Below are 22,704 nucleotides of genomic sequence, written 5' to 3'. Positions count from 1 at the left end.
CGCTAAGCCGGCGCCATGCCATGAATGTACGCGGCGGCGCGGCCAAGTTCATGGTCGACGCGGGCGACCAGCGAACCGATGCCGTCGAGCCGCCGTTCCACACAGGACAGTTCGATGTCATCGCTCGCCGCCGCAAGATCGCGTGCGCCCACCGTGCGGGAGGACCCCGCCAGCTTGTGGGCGGCCTGACGCACGCCGTCCCAATCCTCCGCCGCGTGGGCGGCGACCAGACGATCGCGGCTGGCGCTGTTGGAGACGATGAATTCCTGCAGCAACTGCCCGACAAACTCCATGTCCCCGTCGAACAGCGTCGCCAGCACGCCCACGTCGATGGGCGGCGCGTCGGGGTCGGAGTTTAGCGCCGCGACGGGTGCGGTGGGAGCCGGCACCGGTTCGGGCCCCGGCTTGGACGGCAGATGGCGGTCCAGCAGGCGGCGGAGCTGGCCGATCTCCACCGGCTTCGACACGGCGTCGTCCATCCCGGCGGACAGGCAGCGCTGGGCCTCTCCGGCCATGGCGTTGGCGGTGACCGCGATGATGGGCCGGCGGGGACGCCCTTTCGCCGCCTCCTCGGCGCGGATCAGGCGGGTCAGCTCGAAGCCGTCCATCTCCGGCATCTGGCAATCGGTCAGCAGCAGCGCGTAATCGCCGTCGCGCCACAGGGCCAGCGCCTGGACGCCGTCCTCCGCCATGTCCGCCGTCTGGCCGAGCAGGGCGAGCTGCCGTTGGATGACCTGCCGGTTGGTCGGATGATCCTCGGCCACCAGGATGCGGGGTGCCGACACGCCCCCCGCCGCGGTCGGAGGCGCTGTGACCGGTCCGGGATGCCCCGCCTCGGCCTCGACCGCCGGTCCGCGCCCCGCGGCGGCCAGCACGGCGCGCACCAGGTGGCTGCGGCGAACCGGGCGGGCCAGCCCGACCGCGTCGATCAGGGCACCGCGCCCGCCCAGCAGCACCCGCCCGCGCGCCAGGCCCGGCACCGCGGCGTCCAGCGCCTGCACATCCTCCTCAGCGGTCGTCAGCACGACGTCGCAGAGCGTGCCGGGCGGCAGGGCCCGCACCCCCGCCGCCGCGTCCGGTGCGTCCAGCAGCACCGCACCGTCGGTGCTCAGGTAGCGGGCGAGGAACCCCCGCTCCTCCGCGTCGGCGGCGAGAAGCAGCACGGACAGCCCGGCCAGTGGCGGAGCCGCGACACCCACGGCGTCGCCGTCCGGAGCGAGATCGGCGGTGAAGGTGAACCAGAAGGTGGAGCCGCGGCCCGGCTCGCTCGCCACCCCCACCTCGCCGCCCATCAGCTCGGCGAGACGGCGGCAGATCGACAGCCCCAGCCCGGTCCCGCCGAACCGCCGGGTGGTCGAGGCCTCCGCCTGCGTGAAGGGGCGGAAGAGCTGGGCCTGCGCCTCCGTGGCGATGCCGATGCCGGTGTCGGTCACGGCGATCCGGATGGTCGCCCGCCCATCCTCGAAGCGCACCAGCTCGGCCCGGATGCGCACCGCGCCGGAGGGGGTGAATTTCACGGCGTTGCCGGCGATGTTGAACAACACCTGCCGGATGCGCACCGAATCGCCCATGACCAGCGGCGGCAGGTCGGGATCGACGTAGGTGATCAGCGTCAGGTCCTTGTGCCGCGCCGCCGGGGCCAGCGTCTCGGCCACGCCCTCCACCACCGCGGACAGCGACACCGGGGCGCGCTCCAGATCCAGCCGCCCGGCCTCGATCTTCGAGAAGTCGAGGATGTCGTTGATGATGGTCAGCAGCGCCCCCGCCGAATCGCGCACGACGGCGACCAGCTCCTGCTGCTCGGTGGTCAGCGGCGTGTATTCCAGCAGCTCCAGCATGCCCTGGACGCCGTTCATCGGCGTGCGGATCTCATGGCTCATCGTCGCCAGGAACAGCGACTTGGCCTGATTGGCCGCCTCCGCCTCCGCCCTTGCGGCCTCCGCCGCCTCGGTCGCGGCGACCAGCTCGCGGGTGCGGTCGGCCACTTGGCTTTCCAGGTTGCGGTTCAGCGCGGTCAGCTCCTCGTACAGATGCACGTTGTCGAAGCCGACCGCGACCTTGGAGCAGAAGACCTCCAGCAGCCGCCGCTCATCCTCGGTCAGGGAACGTTGGTGGCTGATGTGGAACACCGTGTCGTGGTGCCGCGAGGTGGAGCGGAAGACCAGCAGGCTGCGCTCCCGCTCGTAGCGGTTCCGCCCGTCGGCCAGCGCCTGGGCCACCGCCTCCGCCGCCTCCGCCGGCAGGGCGGCGCGCACCGGCTTGCCCTCCGCCGCCGCGTGGACGCCGCTCGCCCCAAGCACCAGCGGGTCGCGCGCGGCACCGCCGGTTTCCTCCTCCGTCCAGCGGCTGCACAGGGCGATGCCGTCGCAGGGCGGGCAGATCTCGGCGATCTTCGACACCGCGCCGCGGACGAACTCCGCCATGGTCCGCTTATCCAGCAGGGCGGAGGAGGCGTCCAGGATGCGCTCCAGACCGCGCCGGTGATCCTCGATGGCGGTGATGTCCTGATAGCCGCGCAGGGCGGCGACGACCGAGGTGAACAGCTTCTGCGCCGTCAGCTCCGTCTTCGATTTGTAGTCGTTGATGTCGTAGTTGAGGATGACGTCGCGTTCCGGCGCCTGCCCCGGCTGGCCGGTGCGCAGGATGATGCGGACGCGCCGGTTGTTCAGCTCGCTGCGGATCATGCGCACCAGCCGCAGGCCGGCGTCGTCCGATTCCATCACCACGTCCAGCAGCACCACGGCGATGGCCGGGTTCTGCTCCAGCAGGCTGCGCGCCTCGGCCGCGGTGCCGGCGGACAGGAACTGCGCCGGGCGGCCTTCGAAGGTGAAGCCGCGCAGGACCATCTTGGTGGTCGCGTGGATGGCCTGATCGTCGTCGACGATCAGGATGATCCAGGGATCGGCGGGCTCCGGCGCCGCTTCCTTCGCCGTCTCGGCCTCGATACCCGGCTCGTCGTCGGCGAAAAGAAACTCGTCGCTCATCCAACTCCCTCCGCACCGCCGGCAGCTTCCGGATGCGGGAGGATACCACAGCGCCGCTGCGCGTGAACATGCCCCAGCGGCCCGCCACAACCCTTCATCGGCAAGGCGCCGCCGTTGACGACAACCCCAGACTGCGCCCCTCGCCCCCCGTCAGCCGTGGGAATCGCCTCCGGCATCGGCGTTGCAGAATCCGCGCAGCGCGTCCAGGTCGGCGACGGACACCGTCCCGCCCTGGGTCTCCACCCCGACGCCGCGCAGCTTCGCCAGCGCGCGGGAAAAGGTCTCCGGCTGCATGCCGAGGCGTCGCGCGACCAGCGCCTTGTCGAAGGGCAGAGCGAAGCTGGCGGCCCCGCTCCCGTCCGGGCAGAAGCGCAGCAGGAAGCTGCCGACCCGCTGGGCGGTCGGCTGGACCTGCAACTGCTCGATCTGCTGGACGAGGTGGCGCAGCCGCACCGACAGCGAACCCAGCATGGCGAAGGCGATCTGCTCGTCCTCGCGCAGGCAGCGGGCGAAGCCCTCCGCCGTCAGGGTCATGACGCGCGAGTCGGCGACCGCCTCCGCGCAGACCGGGAATTTGCCGCTGGCGAACATGGCGGCCTCGGCGAAGGTCTCACCGGGGGCGACGATGGTCACCACCGCCTCCGCCCCGTCGCGGGTGAGGCGGTAGAGCTTCACCCAGCCGTCGAGCAGCGCGAAGAAGCGGTCGGCCTCCTCGTCCTGGACGAACAGGGTGGTGCCGCGCGGAACCGTGCGCACCTGGGCGGTGCTGACCAGAAGCTCCAGCGACCGGTCAGGCAGGCGCCCGAACAGCGCGTTGGACCGCAGCGTCGCGGCGTCCTGGGGCCGATAGCCCGGCGGATCGTTCCTCATGCCTACCCTCACCTCGTCACCACAGAACCTCGGCCACTGTCGCAGCTTGCACAAGGTTTGGGCAAGACAGGGAATCACCGCGACGATGCGGATGCCTCGGGCACCGGCACCCGGGACCCGGAAACGAACCGGGGCGCCCCCTTGCGGAAGCGCCCCGGCCGTTCTTCAGAGGCTGAAGAGGCTTAGCGGTACTCGACCTTGCCGGCCTCCGGACCCTTCTGGCCCTGGCGAACGGTCACGCGCACCTGATCGCCTTCCTGGAGCGTCTGCATGCCGGAGCGACGCAGAACGTTCACATGGACGAAGACGTCCTTGCCACCGGTGCTCGGCGTGATGAAGCCGAAGCCCTTGTCGGCGTTGAACCACTTGACGGTGCCGTCGACCTCTTCGCCGCCGCCGGCGTCGTTGCCCCAGCCGCCGCGGTCGTAACCGCCGCCGCCGCCGTAGCCGCCACGGTCATAGCCGCCGCCGCCAAAGCCACCGGCGCCACCCGTGCGGGCCGGACGGGCCGAACGGGACGCGGTGGAGGTGTCCACGGATTGGATGGAAGCAACCTGCGGACCCTTCGGGCCGCGGGCGAGGTCGCAAACGATGGTCGCGCCTTCGTCGAGCGCGTCATAGCCGGCGGCCTGAACCGCGGAGACGTGCAGGAAGGCGTCGGGCGAACCGTCCTCGGGTGACACGAAGCCGAACCCCTTGGTGGGGTTGAACCACTTCACAGTGGCGGTGACGTTGGCCTTGGTGATCTCGGGAGCGCGGTAGCCCTGGCGGGGCGGGCGGTCGAACATGTGTCTTCAAGCTCATAGAGGATGCCGAATTATCTTTGTCACAGGGTACGAGCCATCCGTCAAGCACGCCAAAGGCCAGACGCCCCGTCCTGCGACATTCGGCCAGGGGGAAGCGCGTCCGTTCGGAAGGGGTACCGGTCCCGAAGACGCCTGGTGCCGACCCCGCCCGGCGGGGGGCCGCAACGTCCACCCCGGTCCTGGGACGGCGACGATTTCTTTCGCCAATTGAACAGCTTAAGACATTTTCCACAGCGTTCCGCGGGACACGCGCCGCACAGCGGAGCCGGAGCCGCAAACCCCGCGCGCATACGCTTGTGACAAAATCCCGACATGGTTGTCCCCCGCCAAGGGTCATAGAGGCGACAGCCACTCCCCCAGCTTCGTCCAGCGCCGCCGACCCTGGACTCCACGCACCGCCATGGCGAGCGCGCGGCGCTGGCCGAGCATGATCACCAGCCGCTTTCCCCGCGTCACGCCGGTATAGATCAGGTTGCGGTGGAGCATCGTGTAATGCTGGGTCACCACCGGAATGACGACCACCGGGTATTCGGAGCCCTGGCTCTTGTGGATTGTCGTCGCGTAGGCGAGGACGATCTCGTCCAATTCTCCGAAATCATAGGTCACCGGACGGCCGTCGAAGGTGGCGGTCAGCGTCCCTTCTTCGGCATCGACGGCGGATACGATGCCGAGGTCGCCGTTGTAGACCTCCTTGTCATAGTTGTTCTCGACCTGCATGACCTTGTCGCCGGGGCCGAAGGTCCAGCCGAATCGCTCGACTCGGGACTCGCCCGGTGGGTTCAGCACCCTCTGCAATTCGATGTTCAGCGACCGCGCGCCAAGGCCGCCGCGGTTCATCGGGCAGAGGATCTGCACGTCGCGCACCGGGTCGGCGCCGAAGCGGCGGGGGATGCGGTCGCGCACCATCTCGATCAGCTTCGCCACCCCGGCCTCCGGAGTCGCCGCCTCGACGAAGTAGAAGTCGCTGTCCTCCCCGGCCTTCGGCGTCTCCGGCATCTGGCCGGCGTTGATGCGGTGGGCGCTGACGATGATGCGGCTGGTCGCCGCCTGCCGGAAGATCTCGGTCAGCCGCACCACCGGCACCGCGCCGGAGCCGATCACGTCCCCCAGGACCTGCCCCGGCCCGACCGAGGGAAGCTGGTCCACATCGCCGACGAGCAGGAGGGCCGCCCGCCCCGGCACGGCGCGCAGCAGGGCGTTCATCAGCGGCACGTCGACCATGCTGGTCTCGTCCACCACCAGCAGGTCGCAGTCCAGCGGGTTGGTCTCGTCGCGCTTGAAGCCGCCGGCCTGCGGGTCGGTCTCCAGCAGGCGGTGGATGGTCCGCGCCTCCAGGCCGGTGCTCTCGCTCAGCCGCTTGGCGGCGCGGCCCGTCGGGGCGGCCAGCGCGATCGACACGCCCTTGGCCTTCAGCATGGTCAGGATGCTGTTCACCAGCGTCGTCTTGCCCACCCCCGGCCCGCCGGTGATGACCAGCAGCTTCGACGTCGCCGCCCGACGCAGCGCCTCCCGCTGCCCCTCGGCCAGCGTGATCCCGGCCTTCGCCTCCACCCACGGAATCGCCTTCTCCGCGTCGATCTCCGGCCAGGGTACGGGACCACCGGCCAGCCGGTGCAGCCGCTCGGCGATGGCACGCTCCGCCCGGTGCAGGCTCGCCAGGAACAGGCAGGGCTCGCCGCCCAGGCTGTCGGCGACCACCGCGCCGTCCTGCCGTTCCAGCTCCGCCGCGGTCTCCAGGATGGAGGCGTCGATTTCCAGCAGCTTCACCGCCATGGGGATCAGCTCGGCCACCGGCACGCCGCAATGGCCCTGGTCGGTCGCCTCGGCCAGGGCGTAGCCGATGCCGGCCCGCGCCCGGATCATCGCGGTCTTCTCGATGCCCAGCCGGGCGGCCACCGCGTCCGCCGTCTTGAAGCCGATGCCGCGGATGTCGCGGGCCAGCCGGTACGGATTCTCGGTGATCAGCCGGATGGCGTCCGGCCCATAGGTCTTGAAGATGCGCACCGCGCGCGAGGTGCCGACCCCGTGACTGTGCAGGAAGATCATGATCTCGCGGATCACCTTCTGGTCGGCCCAGCCGGCGATGATGCGCTGCGCCCGCTTCGGCCCGATGCCGGTGACCTGCCGCAGCCGGTCCGGCTCCTGCTCGATCACGTCGAACACCGCCTCGCCGAAGGCCTTGACCATCTTCTTCGCGTAGACCGGGCCGATGCCGCGGATCAGGCCGGAGCCGAGATACTTCTCGATCCCCTCCATCGTGGTCGGCGGGGTGGCGCGCAGGAAGTCGGCCTTGAACTGGAGCCCGTGGTTGCGGTCGTTCACCCAGGCGCCGCTGGCCTGCACGAACTCCCCCGCGCCGATGGTGGCGGCGTGGCCGACCAGGGTGACGAGGTCGCGCTGCCCGCGCACCTTCAGCCGCAGCACGCAGAATCCCGTCTCCGGGCTGTGGAAGGTCACCCGCTCCACCAGCCCCGACAGCGGCTCCCGCGCGGGCGTGCCCGCCGCCGGGGGTGCATGGCCGGATATGCTCATGCCACCCAACATAGGTGCTGGCGTGGCTTTGGGGGAGTTCCCCGCGCAACCGCTGCAGCGCGTCAATTCGGGGGAAGACCGCGGCGCCGCGAATGTGTACCTTGTCGCGCGAAACCCGCGCCGGACACCGGAGCGGGCTTGCGGTGAAAAAACGTCAGCCAAAGAACGACAAACCGAAAAACCGCGGTGTCTACGACTTCGGAAGGAAAGAGCAGCAATGGTGACGGAACGCATTCAGGTTGGCGGCTTGCAAGTTGCCACGGAGCTTCACCGCTTCATCGAGAACGAAGCCCTGCCGGGCACCGGCGTGACGCCGGAGCAATTCTGGTCGGGCCTTGACGCGATCCTCCACGATCTGGCCCCGCGCAACCGCGCGCTTCTGGCCAAGCGGGACGCGCTCCAGGCCCAGATCGACGAGTGGTACCGCAGCCGCCGCGGCCAGCCGCTGGACCGCGCCGCCCACACCGAATTCCTCAAGGAGATCGGCTATCTCCTGCCGGAAGGCCCGGACTTCGCCGTGACGACCGAGAACGTCGATCCGGAGATCTCCACGACCGCCGGCCCGCAGCTCGTCGTGCCGGTGATGAACGCCCGCTACGCGCTGAACGCCGCCAACGCCCGCTGGGGCAGCCTGTACGACGCGCTCTACGGCACCGACGCCATCCCCGACACGGACGGGGCGGAGCGCACCGCCGGCTACAACCCGAAGCGCGGCGAGAAGGTCATCGCCTTCGCCCGCGACGTGCTGGACCGCGCCGCCCCGCTGTCCGACGGGTCGCACGCCGACGCCGCCGGCTACACGGTGGACAACGGCCGCCTCGTCGTCGCGCTGAAGGACGGCCGCGCCACCGGCTTGGCCGAGCCGGAACGTCTGGTCGGCTACAACGGCGCGCCGTCCGCCCCGACCGCCATCCTGCTGGCCGACAACGGCCTGCACATGGAAATCCGCATCGACCGCAGCCACCCGATCGGCAAGACCGACGCGGCGGGCGTCGCCGACCTCGTGCTCGAATCCGCCCTGACCACCATCCAGGACTGCGAGGACTCCGTCGCCGCCGTGGATGCCGAGGACAAGGTGCTGGCCTACCGCAACTGGCTGGGCCTGATGACCGGCAGCCTGACCGCCAGCTTCCCCAAGGGCAGCGGCACGGTCGAGCGCCGGCTGAACCCCGACCGCAGCTACACCAGCCGCAACGGCGAGACGATCACCCTGCCCGGCCGCAGCCTGATGCTGATCCGCAACGTCGGTCACCTGATGACCAACAGCGCGGTCCTGCTCAACGACGGCAGCGAGGCGCCGGAAGGCATCCTCGACGGCATGATCACCTCGCTGATCGCGCTGCACGACGTCAAGGGCGCCCGCCTCAACAGCCGCGCCGGCTCGGTCTACATCGTGAAGCCGAAGATGCACGGGCCGGAGGAGGTCGCCTTCGCGGACGAGCTGTTCGCCCGCGTCGAGGACGCGCTGGGCATCGCGCGCAACACGCTGAAGATGGGCATCATGGACGAGGAGCGCCGCACCACGGTGAACCTCAAGGAGTGCATCCGGGCCGCGGCGGCGCGCGTGGTGTTCATCAACACCGGCTTCCTCGACCGCACCGGCGACGAGATGCACACCGCCATGGAAGCCGGCCCGATGATCCGCAAGAACGACATGAAGTCGTCCGCCTGGATCAAGGCCTACGAGGACTGGAACGTGGACACCGGCCTGCTCTGCGGGCTGAAGGGCCACGCCCAGATCGGCAAGGGCATGTGGGCGATGCCCGACCGCATGGCCGACATGCTGGCCGCCAAGATCGTCCACCCGCAGGCCGGCGCCAACACCGCCTGGGTGCCCTCGCCCACCGCCGCCACGCTGCACGCCCTGCACTACCATCAGGTCAACGTCGCCGCCCGCCAGGAGGAGCTGGCCCGCCGCGAGCGCGCCAGCCTGGACGCCATCCTGACCATCCCGCTGGCCGACCGCCCCAACTGGTCGGAGGAGGAGATCCAGCAGGAGCTGGACAACAACGCCCAGGGCATCCTCGGCTACGTCGTGCGCTGGATCGACCAGGGTGTGGGCTGCTCCAAGGTGCCGGACATCAACAACGTCGGGCTGATGGAGGACCGCGCCACCCTGCGCATCTCCAGCCAGCACATCGCCAACTGGCTGCTCCACGGCATCACCACCGAGGCGCAGGTCATGGAGACGATGAAGCGCATGGCCGCCGTGGTGGACAAGCAGAACGCCGGCGATCCGCTCTACCGCCCGATGGCCGCCGACTTCGACGGCAGCGTCGCCTTCCAGGCCGCCTGCGACCTCGTCTTCAAGGGCCGCGAGCAGCCGAACGGCTACACCGAGCCGGTGCTGCACCGCCGCCGCATCGAGGCCAAGGCCAAGGCTGCGGGCTGACCGGACCCACCAGCCGGCGCGCATCACAGGCCCTTATCCCGAAGGCCCTTCCCCGTTCGCGGGGGAGGGCCTTTTTCTTTGCGTCCGCACAATGACGTGACCGGTCACGGGACATGAAACAAGTCCTCAATGGCGGAAAATCCGGAACATTGAACCACAAATGAAATTGAGGGCTCCAAACAAGTTTTCCCTGAACGAAAGCCCTCGTCCAAACGTCCAATTACCGCGCACCGCGACCGCATGCCAGGTTAGGACCCTTTCTTACGGCAAACGCATCTCTTGGTTCCGTTATAGGATCAACGGTAAACTTGATTTCATGACTGATTGAATGAATTGTCCCAGCGAAACAACTGCCGGCCACAGGTCAATCTCGGCAATATATGGAATGGAGCATTGTTATGAATTTCTTGCACGCCGTGACCATCAAACGAAAGGCAACACTGACGTCCGTGTTCGTTTTTATCGTCATGGCGATCGCAACGTTCTGCGTTGGGAAAGAAACATCGTTGCAGGAGCACCACCTCTCCCACGTCCGCCAGACCGTCGACACGGTGAGCCGCAAGATCGTGCCGCTGAGCGAGATGATCGCCAACATCCGTTACGATGTGGCGCAGGTTCAGCAATGGTTGACGGACGTGTCGGCGACCCGCGGGCTGGACGGTTTGGACGACGGGCCGGCCAAGGCGGATGAGTTCGCGAAGGCCTTCGCCCAGCACGCCGAGAGCGCCCATGCCATCGCCCGGGAACTGGGGCTGACGGACATGATGCGGATCATCGCCGCCACCCGCGACGCCTTTCCCCCCTTCTATGAGTTGGGCCGTCGCATGTCCCAGACCTACGTCGAGGGCGGTCCGTCGGCGGGGAACGCCATGATGGGACAATTCGACGCGGTCGCCGAGAGCATGGACAAGGAGATGGAACAGCTCCTTTCCACCATGGAGCAGATCCGCGACGAGCGTCTGGGCGGCCTCGACGCGGCGGTGACCGACATCGAGACTTCCGCCGCCACGCTGCAAACCCTGCTGATCGCGGCGGCGTCGGTGATGCTGTGCCTCATCGCCGCCTCCATAATCTTCCTGCGGCGGGGGGTGGTCGGCCCGATCGACTGCATGCGGCTGACGATGACCGGCATGGCCGCCGGCAACCTGCGGATGGAGGTCGGGTTCGCGGGACGCCGCGACGAGATCGGCCAGATGGCCGATGCCGTGCGCGTCTTCCGCGAAGCCGGCTTGGAGAACGAGCGCCTGCGCGCCGAACAGGAGCGCGCCCGCGAGGCCGGCGAGATGAAGCGGCGCCTTGCTCTGGCCGCCATGGCCGACACGGTGGAACGCGAGACCCGCGCCGCCGTGGAACAGGTGGCCCGGCACGCCGGGCAGATGGCCGGCAACGCCGAGGCGATGGCCGCCTCCGCCGGGATGGTCAGCGACAACTCCCAGAGCGTCGCCGCCGCGGCGAGCCAGGCGCTGGCCAACGCCCAGACGGTCGCCGCCGCGGCCAACGAGCTGTCCGCCTCCATCCAGGAGATCGGCCGACAGGTGACGGCGTCGGTGTCGGTGACCGGACAAGCCGTCGAGAAGGCCGGGTCCGCCAGGGCGATCATCGGGCACCTGTCGACGGCGGTTGAGCGGATCGGCGCCGTCGCCCGGCTGATCGGCGACATCGCCAGCCAGACCAACCTGCTGGCGCTGAACGCAACCATCGAGGCGGCCCGCGCCGGGGAGGCGGGCAAGGGGTTCGCGGTCGTCGCGCAGGAGGTCAAGAACCTCGCCAGCCAGACCGCCCGCTCCACCGAGGAGATTGCGACACTGATCACCGACGTGCAATCGGTCACCAAGCAGGCCGTTGACCGGGTGAGCGAGGTCGCCGCGAGCATCGACCAGGTGTCCGACATCTCCTCCTCCATCGCCGCCGCGGTCGAGGAGCAGGACGCGGCCACCCGGGAGATCGCCCGCACCGTCAACGAGACCAGCCACTCCGCGCAGGAGGTCTCCAGCCGCATCGCGCTGGTGTCCGAGGAGGCCAACCAGAGCGGCGGGCGGGCCGCCGGGATGCGCGCCGTTGCCGGAGACGTGGCGCGGAGCATCGACGATCTGCAAAGCGTCCTGGTGCGTGTGGTCCGCACCGCGACCAACGACGTCGACCGCCGCCGCAACACGCGCTTCCAGATCGACCTGCCCTGCACCATCGACGGTGCCGACGCCGGAACGGACGGCAAGGCGCGAATCGCCAACCTCTCCTTGGGCGGCGCGATGATCGCCGACGCGCCGATGATGAGGGTGGGCACTCCCGGCACCCTGCGCGCGCCCGGCCTGTCCCGCCCCGTGCCTTTCACGGTGAACTCCTGCGCGCCCGGGCAGTTGCAGGTGAAGTTCCATGTGCCGGAGGCCGACCAGCCGGCGCTGGAGCGCGATCTGGAAAAGCTGGCGCGCGGCACGGCGCCAAACCGCAACGCGGCCTGACCCGCGGGATGGCAAGGCCCTTGCCCACCGTGGCAAGGGCCGGTCGCCCGGCAGAGCCCAGATGTGGCGAAGGCCGGAAACCCGCTAGGGTTCCGGCCTTCGAGGATGGTGGGCGCGACAGGGATTGAACCTGTGACCCCTACGATGTCAACGTAGTGCTCTCCCGCTGAGCTACGCGCCCATCCGTGCCGCCGGTCGGTTCGGGGTTCGGCATCCGTCTTGCGTCCCGTCCGGCGTGGGCGTGGGGTGTACCATCATCCCGGGGGTCTGGCAAGCCCGGATTTCACTTTTTTGCCGCCCGGCAGCGGACACCGTCATTTTTCCGCCGAGGGGACAAGCCGCGCTTCACATCTGTTGGGGCGTGAGCGGGACGGTGCGTGACAGAGCCGTCCGGGTCCACTACATCACAATGCCATGGATGCTTCCGTCGACGCCGCCACACCGGAGCCGGCCTTCGAACTTCTGGCCCCGGACGAACAGACCCAGCCGCTGGTGCTGGCCTCGCCGCACAGCGGCAACCGCTATCCGGCCGAATTCCTGGCGGCGGCGCGGCTCGACCCGCGCGCGTTGCGCAAGTCGGAAGACTGTTTCGTCGACGAGATCTTCGCGGGCGCCCCGGCGCTGGGGATCCCGTTGATCCGCGCGCTGTTCCCCCGCGCCTTCCTGGACGTCAACCGAGAAGCCTACGAGCTGGACCCGGAGATGTTCGCCGACGCCCTGCCGCCCTACGTCAACACGCGCTCGCCGCGCGTCGCGGCGGGGCTGGGCACCATCGCGCGCGTGGTTGCCAACGGCGAGGACATCTACCGCGGCAAGCTGCGCTTTTCCGAAGCGGTGCGGCGGGTGGAGCAGTGTTACACCCCCTACCACACCGCGCTGCGCCGGCTCGTCGAGGACACGCGCGCCCGGTTCGGCCACGCGGTGCTGATCGACTGCCATTCCATGCCCTCCCCCGGGCTGGGCGACCGCGACAACCGGCGCAGCGACATCGTGCTGGGGGACTGTTTCGGCAATTCCTGCGCGCCCGCGGTCACCGAGACGGCGGAGCGCTTCCTGCGCGGCCTGGGCTACACGGTCAGCCGCAACGCGCCCTACGCCGGCGGCTACACCACCCGCCATTACGGGCGCCCGCGCCAGGGCATCCACGCGCTCCAGATCGAGATCAGCCGGGACCTCTACATGGACGAGGCCTCGCTGTCGCGTCTGCCCTTCCTAACCGTCCTGACCCGGCACATGCACGAGATGGTCGACAACATCGCCCACCTGCCGCCCGGCCCCCTTGCGCCGCGCTGACCAGCCTTTCACGCGCCGAACGGCGCACAAAAAAAGGCCGGGGCAAAGGCCCCGGCCCGAGTCTAGGGAGGAAACGCCCAAGAAGTGCGTTACGGCACCGCCCGCGTCGCAGACACGATCGATGCCGCACTGCACAATATGATGAAACCCCGTCCGGGGATCAAGAGGGAAAATGTTTTTTCATGCTATTCAATGGTTTAACCAAAGTTAAGACAAAGCTTCGGCGCGGCGCAAGCAGCCGTTTATGCTGCATTGCACACAGAGTCCCATCCCTGCTCCCGCACAATCTGGGGCTGGCGGCGCGCCCGCCAACCCACCCCGGCCCTTCGGCATAACCCATTCGACCGATAGGGAACCAACCCCCCACACGGTCGTTTTGTCCCTGCGCGTCCCGGGGTCCGCCCCGACACGCGCCATTCGGCCGCTTAACCACGCGGCCGTCCGGCACCGGAGAACCACCCACGTGAGCAGACTGGTCGTCGTATCCAACCGCGTCGCCCCCATCGACGAAGGCAAGCAGGCCGCCGGGGGCCTCGCCGTGGCCGTGCTGGCCGCGCTGAAGAAGACCGGAGGCATCTGGTTCGGCTGGAGCGGCACGGTGGTCGAGGAGGAGTCGCAGAGCGAGCCCCGGCGCACCGACGTCGGACGCCTGACCTACGCGACGCTGGACCTCAGCCGCCGCGACTTCGAGGAATATTACAACGGCTTCGCCAACCAGACCCTGTGGCCGCTGTTCCATTACCGCGTCGGCCTGATCGAGGTCAGCCGCCGCACGCGCGAAGGCTACAAGCGGGTCAACGGCTATTTCGCGGAGAAGCTGGTTCCGCTTCTCCAGCCGGACGACATGGTGTGGGTCCACGACTACCATCTGATCCCCTTCGGCGAGGAATTGCGCCAGCGCGGCTGCACCCAGCGCATGGGCTTCTTCCTGCATACGCCTTTCCCGGCCCCGGAAATCCTGGTGGCCCTGCCGAACCACCGGGAGCTGATCCGCGAGCTGTGCGCCTACGACCTCGTCGGCTTCCACACCCAGGTCGACCTGCGCAGCTTCGCCGACTACATCCGGCAGGAGCTGGACGGCGAGGTGGAGGACCGCGGCCCCGAGGGCGGCATGCTGATCCACGCCTTCGGGCGCACGCTGCTGGCCCGCGCCTTTCCCATCAGCATCGACACCGAAAATCTGGTGGGCATCGCCGAAACCTCCGGGCGTTCACGCCACACCCAGCGGCTGAAGGAAAGCCTCGTCGGGCGGCAGCTGATCATCGGGGTCGACCGGCTGGACTACTCGAAAGGCCTGCCGCAGCGCTTCCAGGCCTTCGAACAGCTTCTGGCGGCCTACCCGGAGCATTGCAACCGCGTCTCCTTCCTTCAGGTGGCGCCGCCGAGCCGCGAGGACGTGCCCGAATACATCGCCATCAAGCGCGAGCTGTCGGAGCTGTCCGGACGCATCAACGGGCGCTTCGCCGAATTCGACTGGGTGCCGATCCGCTACCTGAACAAGAGCTTCGGGCGGCGCGTGCTGGCCGGTTTCTACCGCACCGCCCATGTCGGGCTGGTCACCCCGCTGCGCGACGGCATGAATCTCGTCGCCAAGGAGTATGTCGCCTGCCAGGACGCCGACGACCCCGGCGTGCTGGTGCTGTCCAGCTTCGCCGGGGCGGCGCGCGAACTCGATTCGGCGCTGATCGTCAATCCCTTCGACATCGAAGCGGTCGCCGACGCCCTGCAGCGCGCCCTGACCATGTCGCTGCCCGAGCGCAAGGAGCGCCACGCCGCGATGATGCGCATCCTGCGCAGCCACGACATCGGCTGGTGGCGGGAAAGCTACGTCGATGCCTTGACGCGCGCGCCGTACGGGTGAAACTGACTTTATGACCACAGACAGCAATGCCGCCTCCGGCCCCGTCACCCTGGTCGCCGACATCGGCGCCACCAACGCCCGCTTCGGCCTGATCGACGGCACGGGCATCCACGGTTCGCGCGTGCTGCGCTGCGCCGACTTCCCGTCGCTGGAGGCGGCGGCGCTCGCCTATCTGGGCGGCGTGGCGCACGACGCCCGGCCCAGCCGCGGCGCCTTCGCCATCGCCGGCCCGGTGACCGGCGACGCGGTGCTGATGACCAACCGCGGCTGGTCCTTCTCCACGGCCGAGGTGCGCGGCCGGCTGGGGCTGGAGCGGCTGGCAGTCATCAACGATTTCACCGCCGTCGCCCTGTCGGTGCCCCGCCTCACCGCCGCCGATGTGCGCCAGGTGGGCGAAGGCGCGCCGGAACCGGGCCGCGTCGTCGGGGTGATCGGGCCGGGCAGCGGGCTGGGCGTGTCGGGGCTGGTGCCCGGCGCCGAGGGCTGGACCGCGCTCGCCGCGGAGGGCGGCCACGTCACCATGGCGCCGGTCAGCGACCGCGAGAGCGCCGTCCTGGCCCAACTCCGCAAGAGCTTCGACCATGTGTCGGCGGAGCGGGTGCTGTCCGGGCCGGGGCTGGTCAACCTCTATCAGGCGCTGTGCGTCCTCGACCACCAGGAGCCGGAGCCCTTCACCCCGGCCCAGGTGTCCGACGCGGCGACCGCCAACACCAACCCGCATTGCGTGGAGGCGGTGGAGATGTTCTGCGCGATGCTCGGCACCGTGGCGGGCAACCTCGCGCTGACGCTGGGGGCGCGCGGCGGCATCTACATCGCCGGCGGCATCGTGCCGAAGCTGGGCACCCTGTTCACCCACTCCCGTTTCCGCAAGCGCTTCATGGAGAAGGGCCGGATGCGTGACTTCCTGACCCCCATCCCGACCTACGTCATCATTCACGAGCTTCCCGCCTTCCTCGGTCTGGCGGAGGCCGCCGAGCGGGCGTAAGGGCGCTTACGCCGTCAGGCGCGACGCGGCCAGTTTCAGGTCGGCCAGGAAGGTCGGCTGTTCAGCGAGCTGGCCGCGCAGGATGTAGCTGGGGTGGAAGGTCGCCACCACCTCCGCCCCCGGCACGAGGCGGCAGGGCTGGACCGTGCCGCGGAGCTGCATGATCCCGTTCAGCCCGGTCAGCGCCCACAGCGGCGTGCGGCCCAGCGCGACGATGACGCGGGGGGCGAAGCCCTCCAGCGTCCGCTGCAGATGCTCGATCTCGCCGGAGAATTCCCCCAGCACCCAGTCGGAGGTGCCGAACGGCCCCCAGCGCTCGTCCAGCGCCCGCCCCTCCTTCCTGGCACGGGTGCGCGAGGCGAAGAAATGGCCGACCTTGTTGCCCGGCGGCTGGTAACGGAAGACGTTGGCGACGAGGCATTCCGCCCGCTCCACGCCCACTGCCTTCAGCGTCTCGTCGAGGAGCTGGCCGCTGCGCCCGACGAAGGGCACGCCGCGCCGCACCTCCTCCGCCCCCGGCGCCTCCCCCACGATGGCGAGGCGCGGCCCGGCGGCGGTCTTCGTGGGCTGTTGGTAATCGGCGAAGGGCAGGTCCGTCATGCGCGCGTCCATGGCTGGTCGTGAGGCTTGCCGCCGCGAGGCTTCGGCCCCAGCATTGTTCAAAACGAGGAGTCGAATCCAACAACACAGGAGGACGCGAGATGGCGACACACCAGGAGCTGGCGGGAAAGAGCTGCGAACCCTGCCGCGGCGGCATTCCCCCGATGGACCGCGCCATGGCGGAGAATTATCTGGTGCAGGTCCCCGGCTGGTCGATCAAGCCGGACCCCGACCGGCTGGAGCGCGACTACCGCTTCTCCAACTTCCGCGAGGCCCAGCATTTCGCGATGCGCGTCGGCGACCTGTGCGAGGCGGAGGGCCACCACGCCGAGATCCTCTATGGCTGGGGTCATTGCACGGTCACCTTCTGGACGCACAAGATCAGGGGCCTACACGAGAACGACTTCATCATGGCCGCCAAGGTCGAAGGGCTGATCGACGAACCCTACGCCCCGGTCTCGGAGTCCATGGGCGACGTCTCTCCCACCGCGCGGCACGGCTGATTTTTCCCCTCTCCCCTCAACTTTCTCCCCTCTCCCCTCCGGAGAGAGGGTTAGGGTGAGGGGGGTGCGCCTTTGCCGGACCGACCACAAAGCGCATCCCCCTCACCCGGCCCTCCGGGCCACCCTCTCCCCAGAGGGAAGAGGGCAATCCAACCCGGAGCACGCCCCATGCCCAACGCCCTGCCCGCCGTCATTCAATGGGGCCTGTCCAGCTACAGCGGCTGGGGCGTCAACGGGCTGCAACTGGCGCTGAGCTGGACGCGCAGCGGGCGGCTGGTGCCGGTCTGCTCGCTGCCGCTGCGGCTGGAGGACATCGCGCTGTCGCCGCTGGAATGGCGGCGCATGGCCGGCTTCGTCCGCGAATCCGAGGCACTGTGCCGGCAGATCGCGCCCCATGCTGGGCAGGAGATCGGCGTGTCGGTACCGGTGCTGCGCGGGCTCGGCAACAACCTCGTCGGCAGCCGGTCGGTGGAGGGGGTGACGGTCAAGGGCCAACCCACCGTCGGCGTCTGCTATCTGGAGGACTCCGCCATCGACGCCGAGGGCCGGGCACGGGCGGAGCAGTGCGCGGCCATCGTCGCCGGGTCGAGCTTCGTCGAGCGGGTGCTGACCGGCGCCGGCATCGGGCGGGTCCGCACGGTGCTGCAGGGCGTCGATCCCACCCATTTCCACCCGGCGCCCAAGGTCGGCTGGTTCAAGGACCGCTTCGTCGTCTTCTCCGGCGGCAAGCCGGAGTTCCGCAAGGGGCAGGACCTCGCCCTGCTCGCCTTCTGCGCCTTCGCCGAGCGCCATCCCGAGGCGCTGCTGCTGACGGCGTGGCACAACCCCTGGCCGGAAAGCGCCCGCTCGCTGGAGGCCAACCCCGCCGTGGCGCCGGTGCCCTTCCACGACAACGGGCAGTTCGACGGCGCGGGCTGGGCGGTGGCCAACGGCGTGCCGCCCGATCAGGTGATGGACCTCGGCCCGGTGCCCAACGCCGACATGGCCCGCATCCTGCGCGAGGTCGACGTCGGCCTGTTCCCCAACCGCGGCGAGGGCGGGACCAACCTCGTCGCCATGGAATGCATGGCCTGCGGCGTCCCTGCCATCCTGTCGGCAAACACCGGGCACCTCGACCTGATCGGAACGGACCGTTGCGTCCCGCTGACCCGACAGGGCGCCATCCGGACGTCCTTCGGCACGGAGGGCTGGGGCGAGAGCGACGTGGAGGAGATCGTCGCGGCGCTGGAAGGGCTGTGGGCCGACCGGGCCCGCGCCGCGGCCATCGGGCGGGCGGGCGCCGCCTTCCTGGCCGGGCTGACCTGGGACCGTTACGCTGACGGCGTGGCGGAGGTCGTGGAGTCGGTGCTGTAGCGCCTACAGCGCCTTCACCGCCGCCAGCAGCCGTTCCACCTCCGCCTCGTCGTTGTAATAGTGCGGAGAGGCGCGGACGACCTCGGTCAGGCCACGGGCCTCCATGTCGAAGGGGGTCGAGGGCGCCGAGGACACCGACAGGTTGATGCCCTGACCGCGCAGGGCGGCCTTGATGGCGCGCGGGTCGTGACCGTCCACCGTGAAGGTGACGATGGCGCAGCGCTCCGCCCCGAGGTCGCGCACCGTCACGCCGGGAAGCGCGTCTAGGCCCTGCCGCAGCGCGTCGGCCAGCGCGAAGGCGCGGTCGCGGATCGCCGCCAGCCCCCAGGACAGCGCGTAGTCCACCGCCACCCCCAGCCCGAGCCGGGCGGCGATGTTGCTTTCCCACAGCTCGAAGCGGCGGGCGTCGGGGCGCATGGTGTAGCGGTCCGGCCCTACCAGCGCGGCGCCGCTGTGATCCAGCGTGTGCGGCTCGATGCGGTCGAGCCAGTCCTTGCGGACATAGAGGAAGCCGGTGCCCCGCGGCGCGCGCAGGAACTTGCGCCCGGTCGCCGACAGGAAGTCGCAGCCCAATTCCTCGACGTCCACCGGCATCTGGCCCACCGTCTGGCAGGCGTCGAGCAGATAAGGGATGCCGTGCCGCCGCGCCACCCGCCCGATGGCGGCCGCCGGGTTGACCAGCCCGCCGTTGGTCGGGATGTGGGTGATGGCGATCAGCCGGACCGGACCCTTCCCCGGCTCCCCGATCATCGCCTCCAGCGCCGCGACGGAGGTCTGGCCGGTCTCATCACTGGGAATCACCTCGACCGCCACGCCGGTGCGCCGGGAGGCCTGCAGGAAGGGAATCAGGTTGGCGGCGTATTCGGCGCGCGCCGTCAGGATGCGGTCGCCGGGCCGGAAGCCCTCCTCCGGCAGGGCGGCCAGCGCGTTGAAGGCCATGCCCCAGGCCGCCGTCGCGCTCTCCGTCAGCGCCACCTCATCCCGCGAGCAGGCGAGCAGGCGGGCCACGGAGTCGTAGACGCCCTCCAGCCGGCCGTTGGCGTGCTCGGCCGCCTCGTAGCCACCGATGGTGGCCTCCAGCGCCAGATGCGCGGTCACGGCGTCCAGCACCGGCTGCGGCGGCAGGGCGGCCCCGGCGTTGTTGAAGTGGGCGACGTGCCGGGTGCCCGGCGTCTCGGCGCGGGCGCGCGCGACGTCGATGGTCATTGGTCCTCCCCCCGCCCCGGTGTCTCCGGGGGCTGCTTCTCGCCGATGTGAACCGCCAGCCAGACGGTCGGGGCGGTCGGATCGGTCCAGGCCACGCGATGCCGCCGCCCGGCGGGGATCATCAGCCAATCGCCGGGTCCGAGCGTCCGCTCCGCCTCATCCTCAAGCTGCAACCGGGCCGCGCCCTGGACGACCAGCACGAACTCGTCCCACGCCTGATCGTACCAAATGCCGTCGGGGGACGCCTGACCGGTGGACAGGATGCGCTCGATGCGCACCGTGCCAGACGACGCCGCCGCTTCCGTCAATGTCGTGAAAATCTCGTCCGGCAGCGCTTCCGCCGGCAGGCCCGCCAGCAGGTTGCCGGCCGGAACGCTCATCCCCAGAGTTCGGGGGCCGGCGGACACAGAGTTCCACCGTCGTAATGCAGGGCCGGCGTGCGGTCCTCGGCCAGCAGCAGCGGCCCGTCGAGGTCGACGTAGCGCGCGCCCTGGGCCAGCAGCACGGCGGGCGCCATGGCCAGCGAGGTGGCGACCATGCAGCCGACCATGATCTCGAAGCCGGACTCCTGAGCCGCCTGCTTCAGCAGCAGCGCCTCGGTCAGGCCGCCGGTCTTGTCCAGCTTGATGTTGACCACCCGGTAGATGCCCTTCAGCCGGTCGAGCGAATCCAGCCCATGGCAGGATTCGTCGGCGCCCAGCGCCACCGGGCAGTCGATGCCGCGCAGCGCCTCGTCCTCGCCGGCGGGCAGCGGCTGCTCGATCAGCTCCACCCCCAGATCGGCCAGCACCGGGGCGAAGCGGCGGAGCATCTCCAGCGTCCAGGCCTCGTTGGCGTCGACGATCAGGCGGGTGGTCGGGGCGGCCTCGCGCACCGCGCGCACGCGGTCGAGGTCGCCCTCCCCGGTCAGCTTCATCTTGAGCAGCGGATGGTCCGCCGCCCGCGCCTTGGCGGAGGCGGCCATCGCCGCGGGCTCGTCCACGCTCAGCGTGTAGCAGGTGGTCAGCTTCTTCGGCGCGTCGGGCAGCCCGGCGAGCCGCCACGCCGGTTTGCCCGCCTGTTTGGCCTCCAGGTCCCACAGCGCGCAGTCCAGCGCGTTGCGCGCCGCCCCCGGCGGCAGAAGGGCGCGCAGCCGCTCGCGGTCCAGCCCGTCCGCGACCGCCCCGGCCAGGGACTCCAGCGTCCTGACCGTCTCGTCCAGCGACTCCCCGTAGCGGGCGTAGGGCACGCATTCCCCGCGGCCCCGCTTGCAGGACTCGACCACTTCGGCGACCACGACCTCGGCCTCGGTCTTGGCGCCGCGCGATATGCGGAAGGTCCCCGCGATGGGGAAGGTATCGCGGCGGACGTATAGACGGCGGGCGGTGGACGACATGAAACTCTCCAGCAACGCGGCGGACCCGAAGTGTAAGCAAACCCGCCGCGATGACCAGAGCAGGGTGGGAATGCCAGCCTTACCCGTGAAGCCCGGCCCCGTTCATTCCCATACGCCCGTGCCCACCAGAGGTTGCGGGCGCCTGCTGCTGGCGTGGATCGGGGTCCTGCACGATCACCCCGTACCAGCCCAGCCCCTTGTAGGTCTCGTAGCCCGGCGTCAGGGCGTAGCCGTAGGTGCGCCCGGCGCCGTCGGCGTAATGGCCCATGCTCTCGCCGCTGCGGCGGATCTGGACGGTCTCGCTGAGGATGCCGCGCCCGTCGGACGAGGCGATCACGCGGTGCCGCGCGTCGAGCAGAAGGCAGCGCGAGCGGGAGCGCTCCTCCTCCTCCAGCCGGACGCCCTGGACGACGGCGGCGGCCTGAGGCTCCCAGTCGAAGAAGATGCCCAGCACGCCGATCGGATCGCCGTCCGCCTCGCCGCCGCGCCGGATCGCGGTGGCGTAGGTGGCGACCACCCGGTCCTCCAGGCGGCCGTTGCGCGCCACGTCGCCCACCGTGAACTCGCCGCCGTTGCGCGTGGCCAGCGCCTGGCGGAACCACCCCTCGTCTCCCACGCGGGCACCCTGGGCGCCGGGGTAGCGGCCGGGACGGCCGGTGGCGATCACCTCCCCCTTCAGGTCGGCGATCCACAGGTCGAGATAGACGGTGTAGGATTCCAGGATGACGCCCAGCCGGTGCGAGGCGTGCTGGCGGTTCACCTCGGTCGGGTCGGCGGCGCAGTCCACCACCGCGCTGTCGGTCGCCCACCAGCGCACGTCGCAGGACCGCTCGTACAGGTTCCGGTCGATGATCTCGATCATGTTCAGCGACAGGTCGGCCAGACGCCGCCCGTGCATCTCCTGCACCATGGCGCTGCCGGTGGTGGTCAGGTGGTCGACGCGCGAGACGATCTCCGACCGCAGTTCCTTGGTGATGGTGTTCACCTGCTTGGAAATCTCGGAGACCTCGTTCGCGACCACCGCGAAGCCCCGCCCGGCGTCGCCGGCCCGCGACGCCTCGATCAGGGCGTTCATCGCCAGCATCTTGGTGCGGCGGGTAATGTCTTCGATCAAAGACACTTTCCGGGAAGCGACATCCAGGACGCCCCGGGAAAGCTCGAACAGTTCGTTTCCGGCCACACTCATCCCGAACACCTCTGTGAGTTTGGGTGGGATATCTTTTTTAGACGTCTAACCATCAAACGCTGTGCCAACAGCCCTTTTGGGACCATCAGAGCGCGCAACGCCCTGGAACGCCTGCGTTTTCACGCAAACTCCCGAGATCGGCCTCAATGTTTTCGAGATGTCAGTTTCGAAATTGTGATGAATTCGGCGTCATAATGGAGTCCGAACAATCACACGCGGCACCGGTCCTGCCGCGCCGCACCCCACGCACCGCGTGCGCCGCAACAAAAACACCGGTTTCTCCTAAAAAATGAGGCAAA

The 22,704-nt window shown here is 69.5% G+C and carries 16 protein-coding genes and 1 tRNA gene; 7 read left to right on the top strand and 10 right to left on the bottom strand.

The features are described from left to right. Window positions 1–2: 2 nt before the first annotated feature. The 4 genes from FHW79_RS19890 to FHW79_RS19875 all read right to left on the bottom strand — a co-directional run bounded on the left by FHW79_RS19890 (window position 3) and on the right by FHW79_RS19875 (window position 7,192). Complete coding sequence (locus tag FHW79_RS19890) at window positions 3–2,984, bottom strand: DUF3369 domain-containing protein (protein ID WP_183180544.1); 2,982 nt, start codon at window positions 2,982–2,984, stop codon at window positions 3–5. Between the two features lie 150 nt (window positions 2,985–3,134). Next, window positions 3,135–3,854: a Crp/Fnr family transcriptional regulator gene (locus tag FHW79_RS19885; RefSeq protein ID WP_183180543.1), complete on the bottom strand. Its 720-nt coding sequence runs from the start codon at window positions 3,852–3,854 to the stop codon at window positions 3,135–3,137. 182 nt (window positions 3,855–4,036) lie between these two features. Then, entirely contained in the window at window positions 4,037–4,642 is a 606-nt protein-coding gene (locus tag FHW79_RS19880; RefSeq protein WP_051657916.1) for a cold-shock protein, read from the bottom strand. Between the two features lie 351 nt (window positions 4,643–4,993). Then, window positions 4,994–7,192: an ATP-dependent RecD-like DNA helicase gene (locus tag FHW79_RS19875; RefSeq protein ID WP_211108398.1), complete on the bottom strand. Its 2,199-nt coding sequence runs from the start codon at window positions 7,190–7,192 to the stop codon at window positions 4,994–4,996. A gap of 220 nt (window positions 7,193–7,412) precedes the next feature. Between FHW79_RS19875 and FHW79_RS19870 the strand changes: the two genes are divergently transcribed. Continuing rightward, the gene (locus FHW79_RS19870; protein WP_183180628.1) at window positions 7,413–9,584 is read left to right on the top strand and encodes a malate synthase G; all 2,172 of its coding nucleotides are present in this window, start codon (window positions 7,413–7,415) and stop codon (window positions 9,582–9,584) included. Window positions 9,585–10,090: 506 nt separating this feature from the next. Beyond that, entirely contained in the window at window positions 10,091–12,043 is a 1,953-nt protein-coding gene (locus FHW79_RS19865) for a methyl-accepting chemotaxis protein (protein WP_247884510.1), read from the top strand. Window positions 12,044–12,149: 106 nt separating this feature from the next. Here FHW79_RS19865 and FHW79_RS19860 read toward each other — a convergent pair. After that, window positions 12,150–12,224, bottom strand: a tRNA-Val gene (locus FHW79_RS19860). A 233-nt stretch (window positions 12,225–12,457) separates the two neighbouring features. Here FHW79_RS19860 and FHW79_RS19855 point away from each other — a divergent pair. From FHW79_RS19855 to glk, 3 genes are all read left to right on the top strand, one after another. Beyond that, window positions 12,458–13,336, top strand: a complete 879-nt coding sequence (locus tag FHW79_RS19855) for an N-formylglutamate amidohydrolase (protein ID WP_183180542.1) — start codon at window positions 12,458–12,460, stop codon at window positions 13,334–13,336. 463 nt (window positions 13,337–13,799) lie between these two features. Further along, window positions 13,800–15,197 carry an alpha,alpha-trehalose-phosphate synthase (UDP-forming) gene (gene otsA, locus FHW79_RS19850; protein ID WP_183180541.1) on the top strand — a complete coding sequence of 466 codons (1,398 nt, stop codon included), beginning with the start codon at window positions 13,800–13,802 and terminating at the stop codon, window positions 15,195–15,197. Window positions 15,198–15,207: 10 nt separating this feature from the next. Then, window positions 15,208–16,182 carry a glucokinase gene (gene glk, locus FHW79_RS19845; protein WP_183180540.1) on the top strand — a complete coding sequence of 325 codons (975 nt, stop codon included), beginning with the start codon at window positions 15,208–15,210 and terminating at the stop codon, window positions 16,180–16,182. 6 nt (window positions 16,183–16,188) lie between these two features. Here the strand turns inward: glk and FHW79_RS19840 are convergent, their stop codons facing one another. After that, window positions 16,189–16,782 carry a uracil-DNA glycosylase gene (locus tag FHW79_RS19840; protein WP_247884509.1) on the bottom strand — a complete coding sequence of 198 codons (594 nt, stop codon included), beginning with the start codon at window positions 16,780–16,782 and terminating at the stop codon, window positions 16,189–16,191. A gap of 101 nt (window positions 16,783–16,883) precedes the next feature. Between FHW79_RS19840 and FHW79_RS19835 the strand changes: the two genes are divergently transcribed. Both FHW79_RS19835 and FHW79_RS19830 read left to right on the top strand, forming a co-directional pair. Further along, the gene (locus tag FHW79_RS19835) at window positions 16,884–17,285 is read left to right on the top strand and encodes a 4a-hydroxytetrahydrobiopterin dehydratase (protein ID WP_183180538.1); all 402 of its coding nucleotides are present in this window, start codon (window positions 16,884–16,886) and stop codon (window positions 17,283–17,285) included. A 168-nt stretch (window positions 17,286–17,453) separates the two neighbouring features. Beyond that, window positions 17,454–18,638 (top strand): glycosyltransferase family 4 protein, encoded by a 1,185-nt coding sequence (locus tag FHW79_RS19830; protein ID WP_183180537.1) that lies wholly within the window; start codon window positions 17,454–17,456, stop codon window positions 18,636–18,638. 3 nt (window positions 18,639–18,641) lie between these two features. Here the strand turns inward: FHW79_RS19830 and FHW79_RS19825 are convergent, their stop codons facing one another. From FHW79_RS19825 to FHW79_RS19810, 4 genes are all read right to left on the bottom strand, one after another. Beyond that, window positions 18,642–19,844, bottom strand: a complete 1,203-nt coding sequence (locus tag FHW79_RS19825) for an aminotransferase class V-fold PLP-dependent enzyme (RefSeq protein WP_183180536.1) — start codon at window positions 19,842–19,844, stop codon at window positions 18,642–18,644. Further along, window positions 19,841–20,224 (bottom strand): cupin domain-containing protein, encoded by a 384-nt coding sequence (locus FHW79_RS19820; protein ID WP_183180535.1) that lies wholly within the window; start codon window positions 20,222–20,224, stop codon window positions 19,841–19,843. The genes FHW79_RS19825 and FHW79_RS19820 overlap by 4 nt, the downstream gene beginning before the upstream one ends. After that, window positions 20,221–21,219, bottom strand: coding sequence for an N-acetyl-D-Glu racemase DgcA (dgcA, locus tag FHW79_RS19815; RefSeq protein ID WP_183180534.1), 999 nt, complete (start codon window positions 21,217–21,219; stop codon window positions 20,221–20,223). The genes FHW79_RS19820 and dgcA overlap by 4 nt, the downstream gene beginning before the upstream one ends. Before the next feature lie 79 nt (window positions 21,220–21,298). After that, complete coding sequence (locus FHW79_RS19810; RefSeq protein ID WP_183180533.1) at window positions 21,299–22,405, bottom strand: methyl-accepting chemotaxis protein; 1,107 nt, start codon at window positions 22,403–22,405, stop codon at window positions 21,299–21,301. Between the last annotated feature and the right edge of the window lie 299 nt (window positions 22,406–22,704).

The sequence above is a fragment of the Azospirillum sp. OGB3 genome (assembly GCF_014192915.1).
Taxonomy (GTDB): domain Bacteria; phylum Pseudomonadota; class Alphaproteobacteria; order Azospirillales; family Azospirillaceae; genus Azospirillum.
Note: the sequence above shows the minus strand (reverse complement) of the source record. Positions and strands in the feature narration are given on the sequence as shown.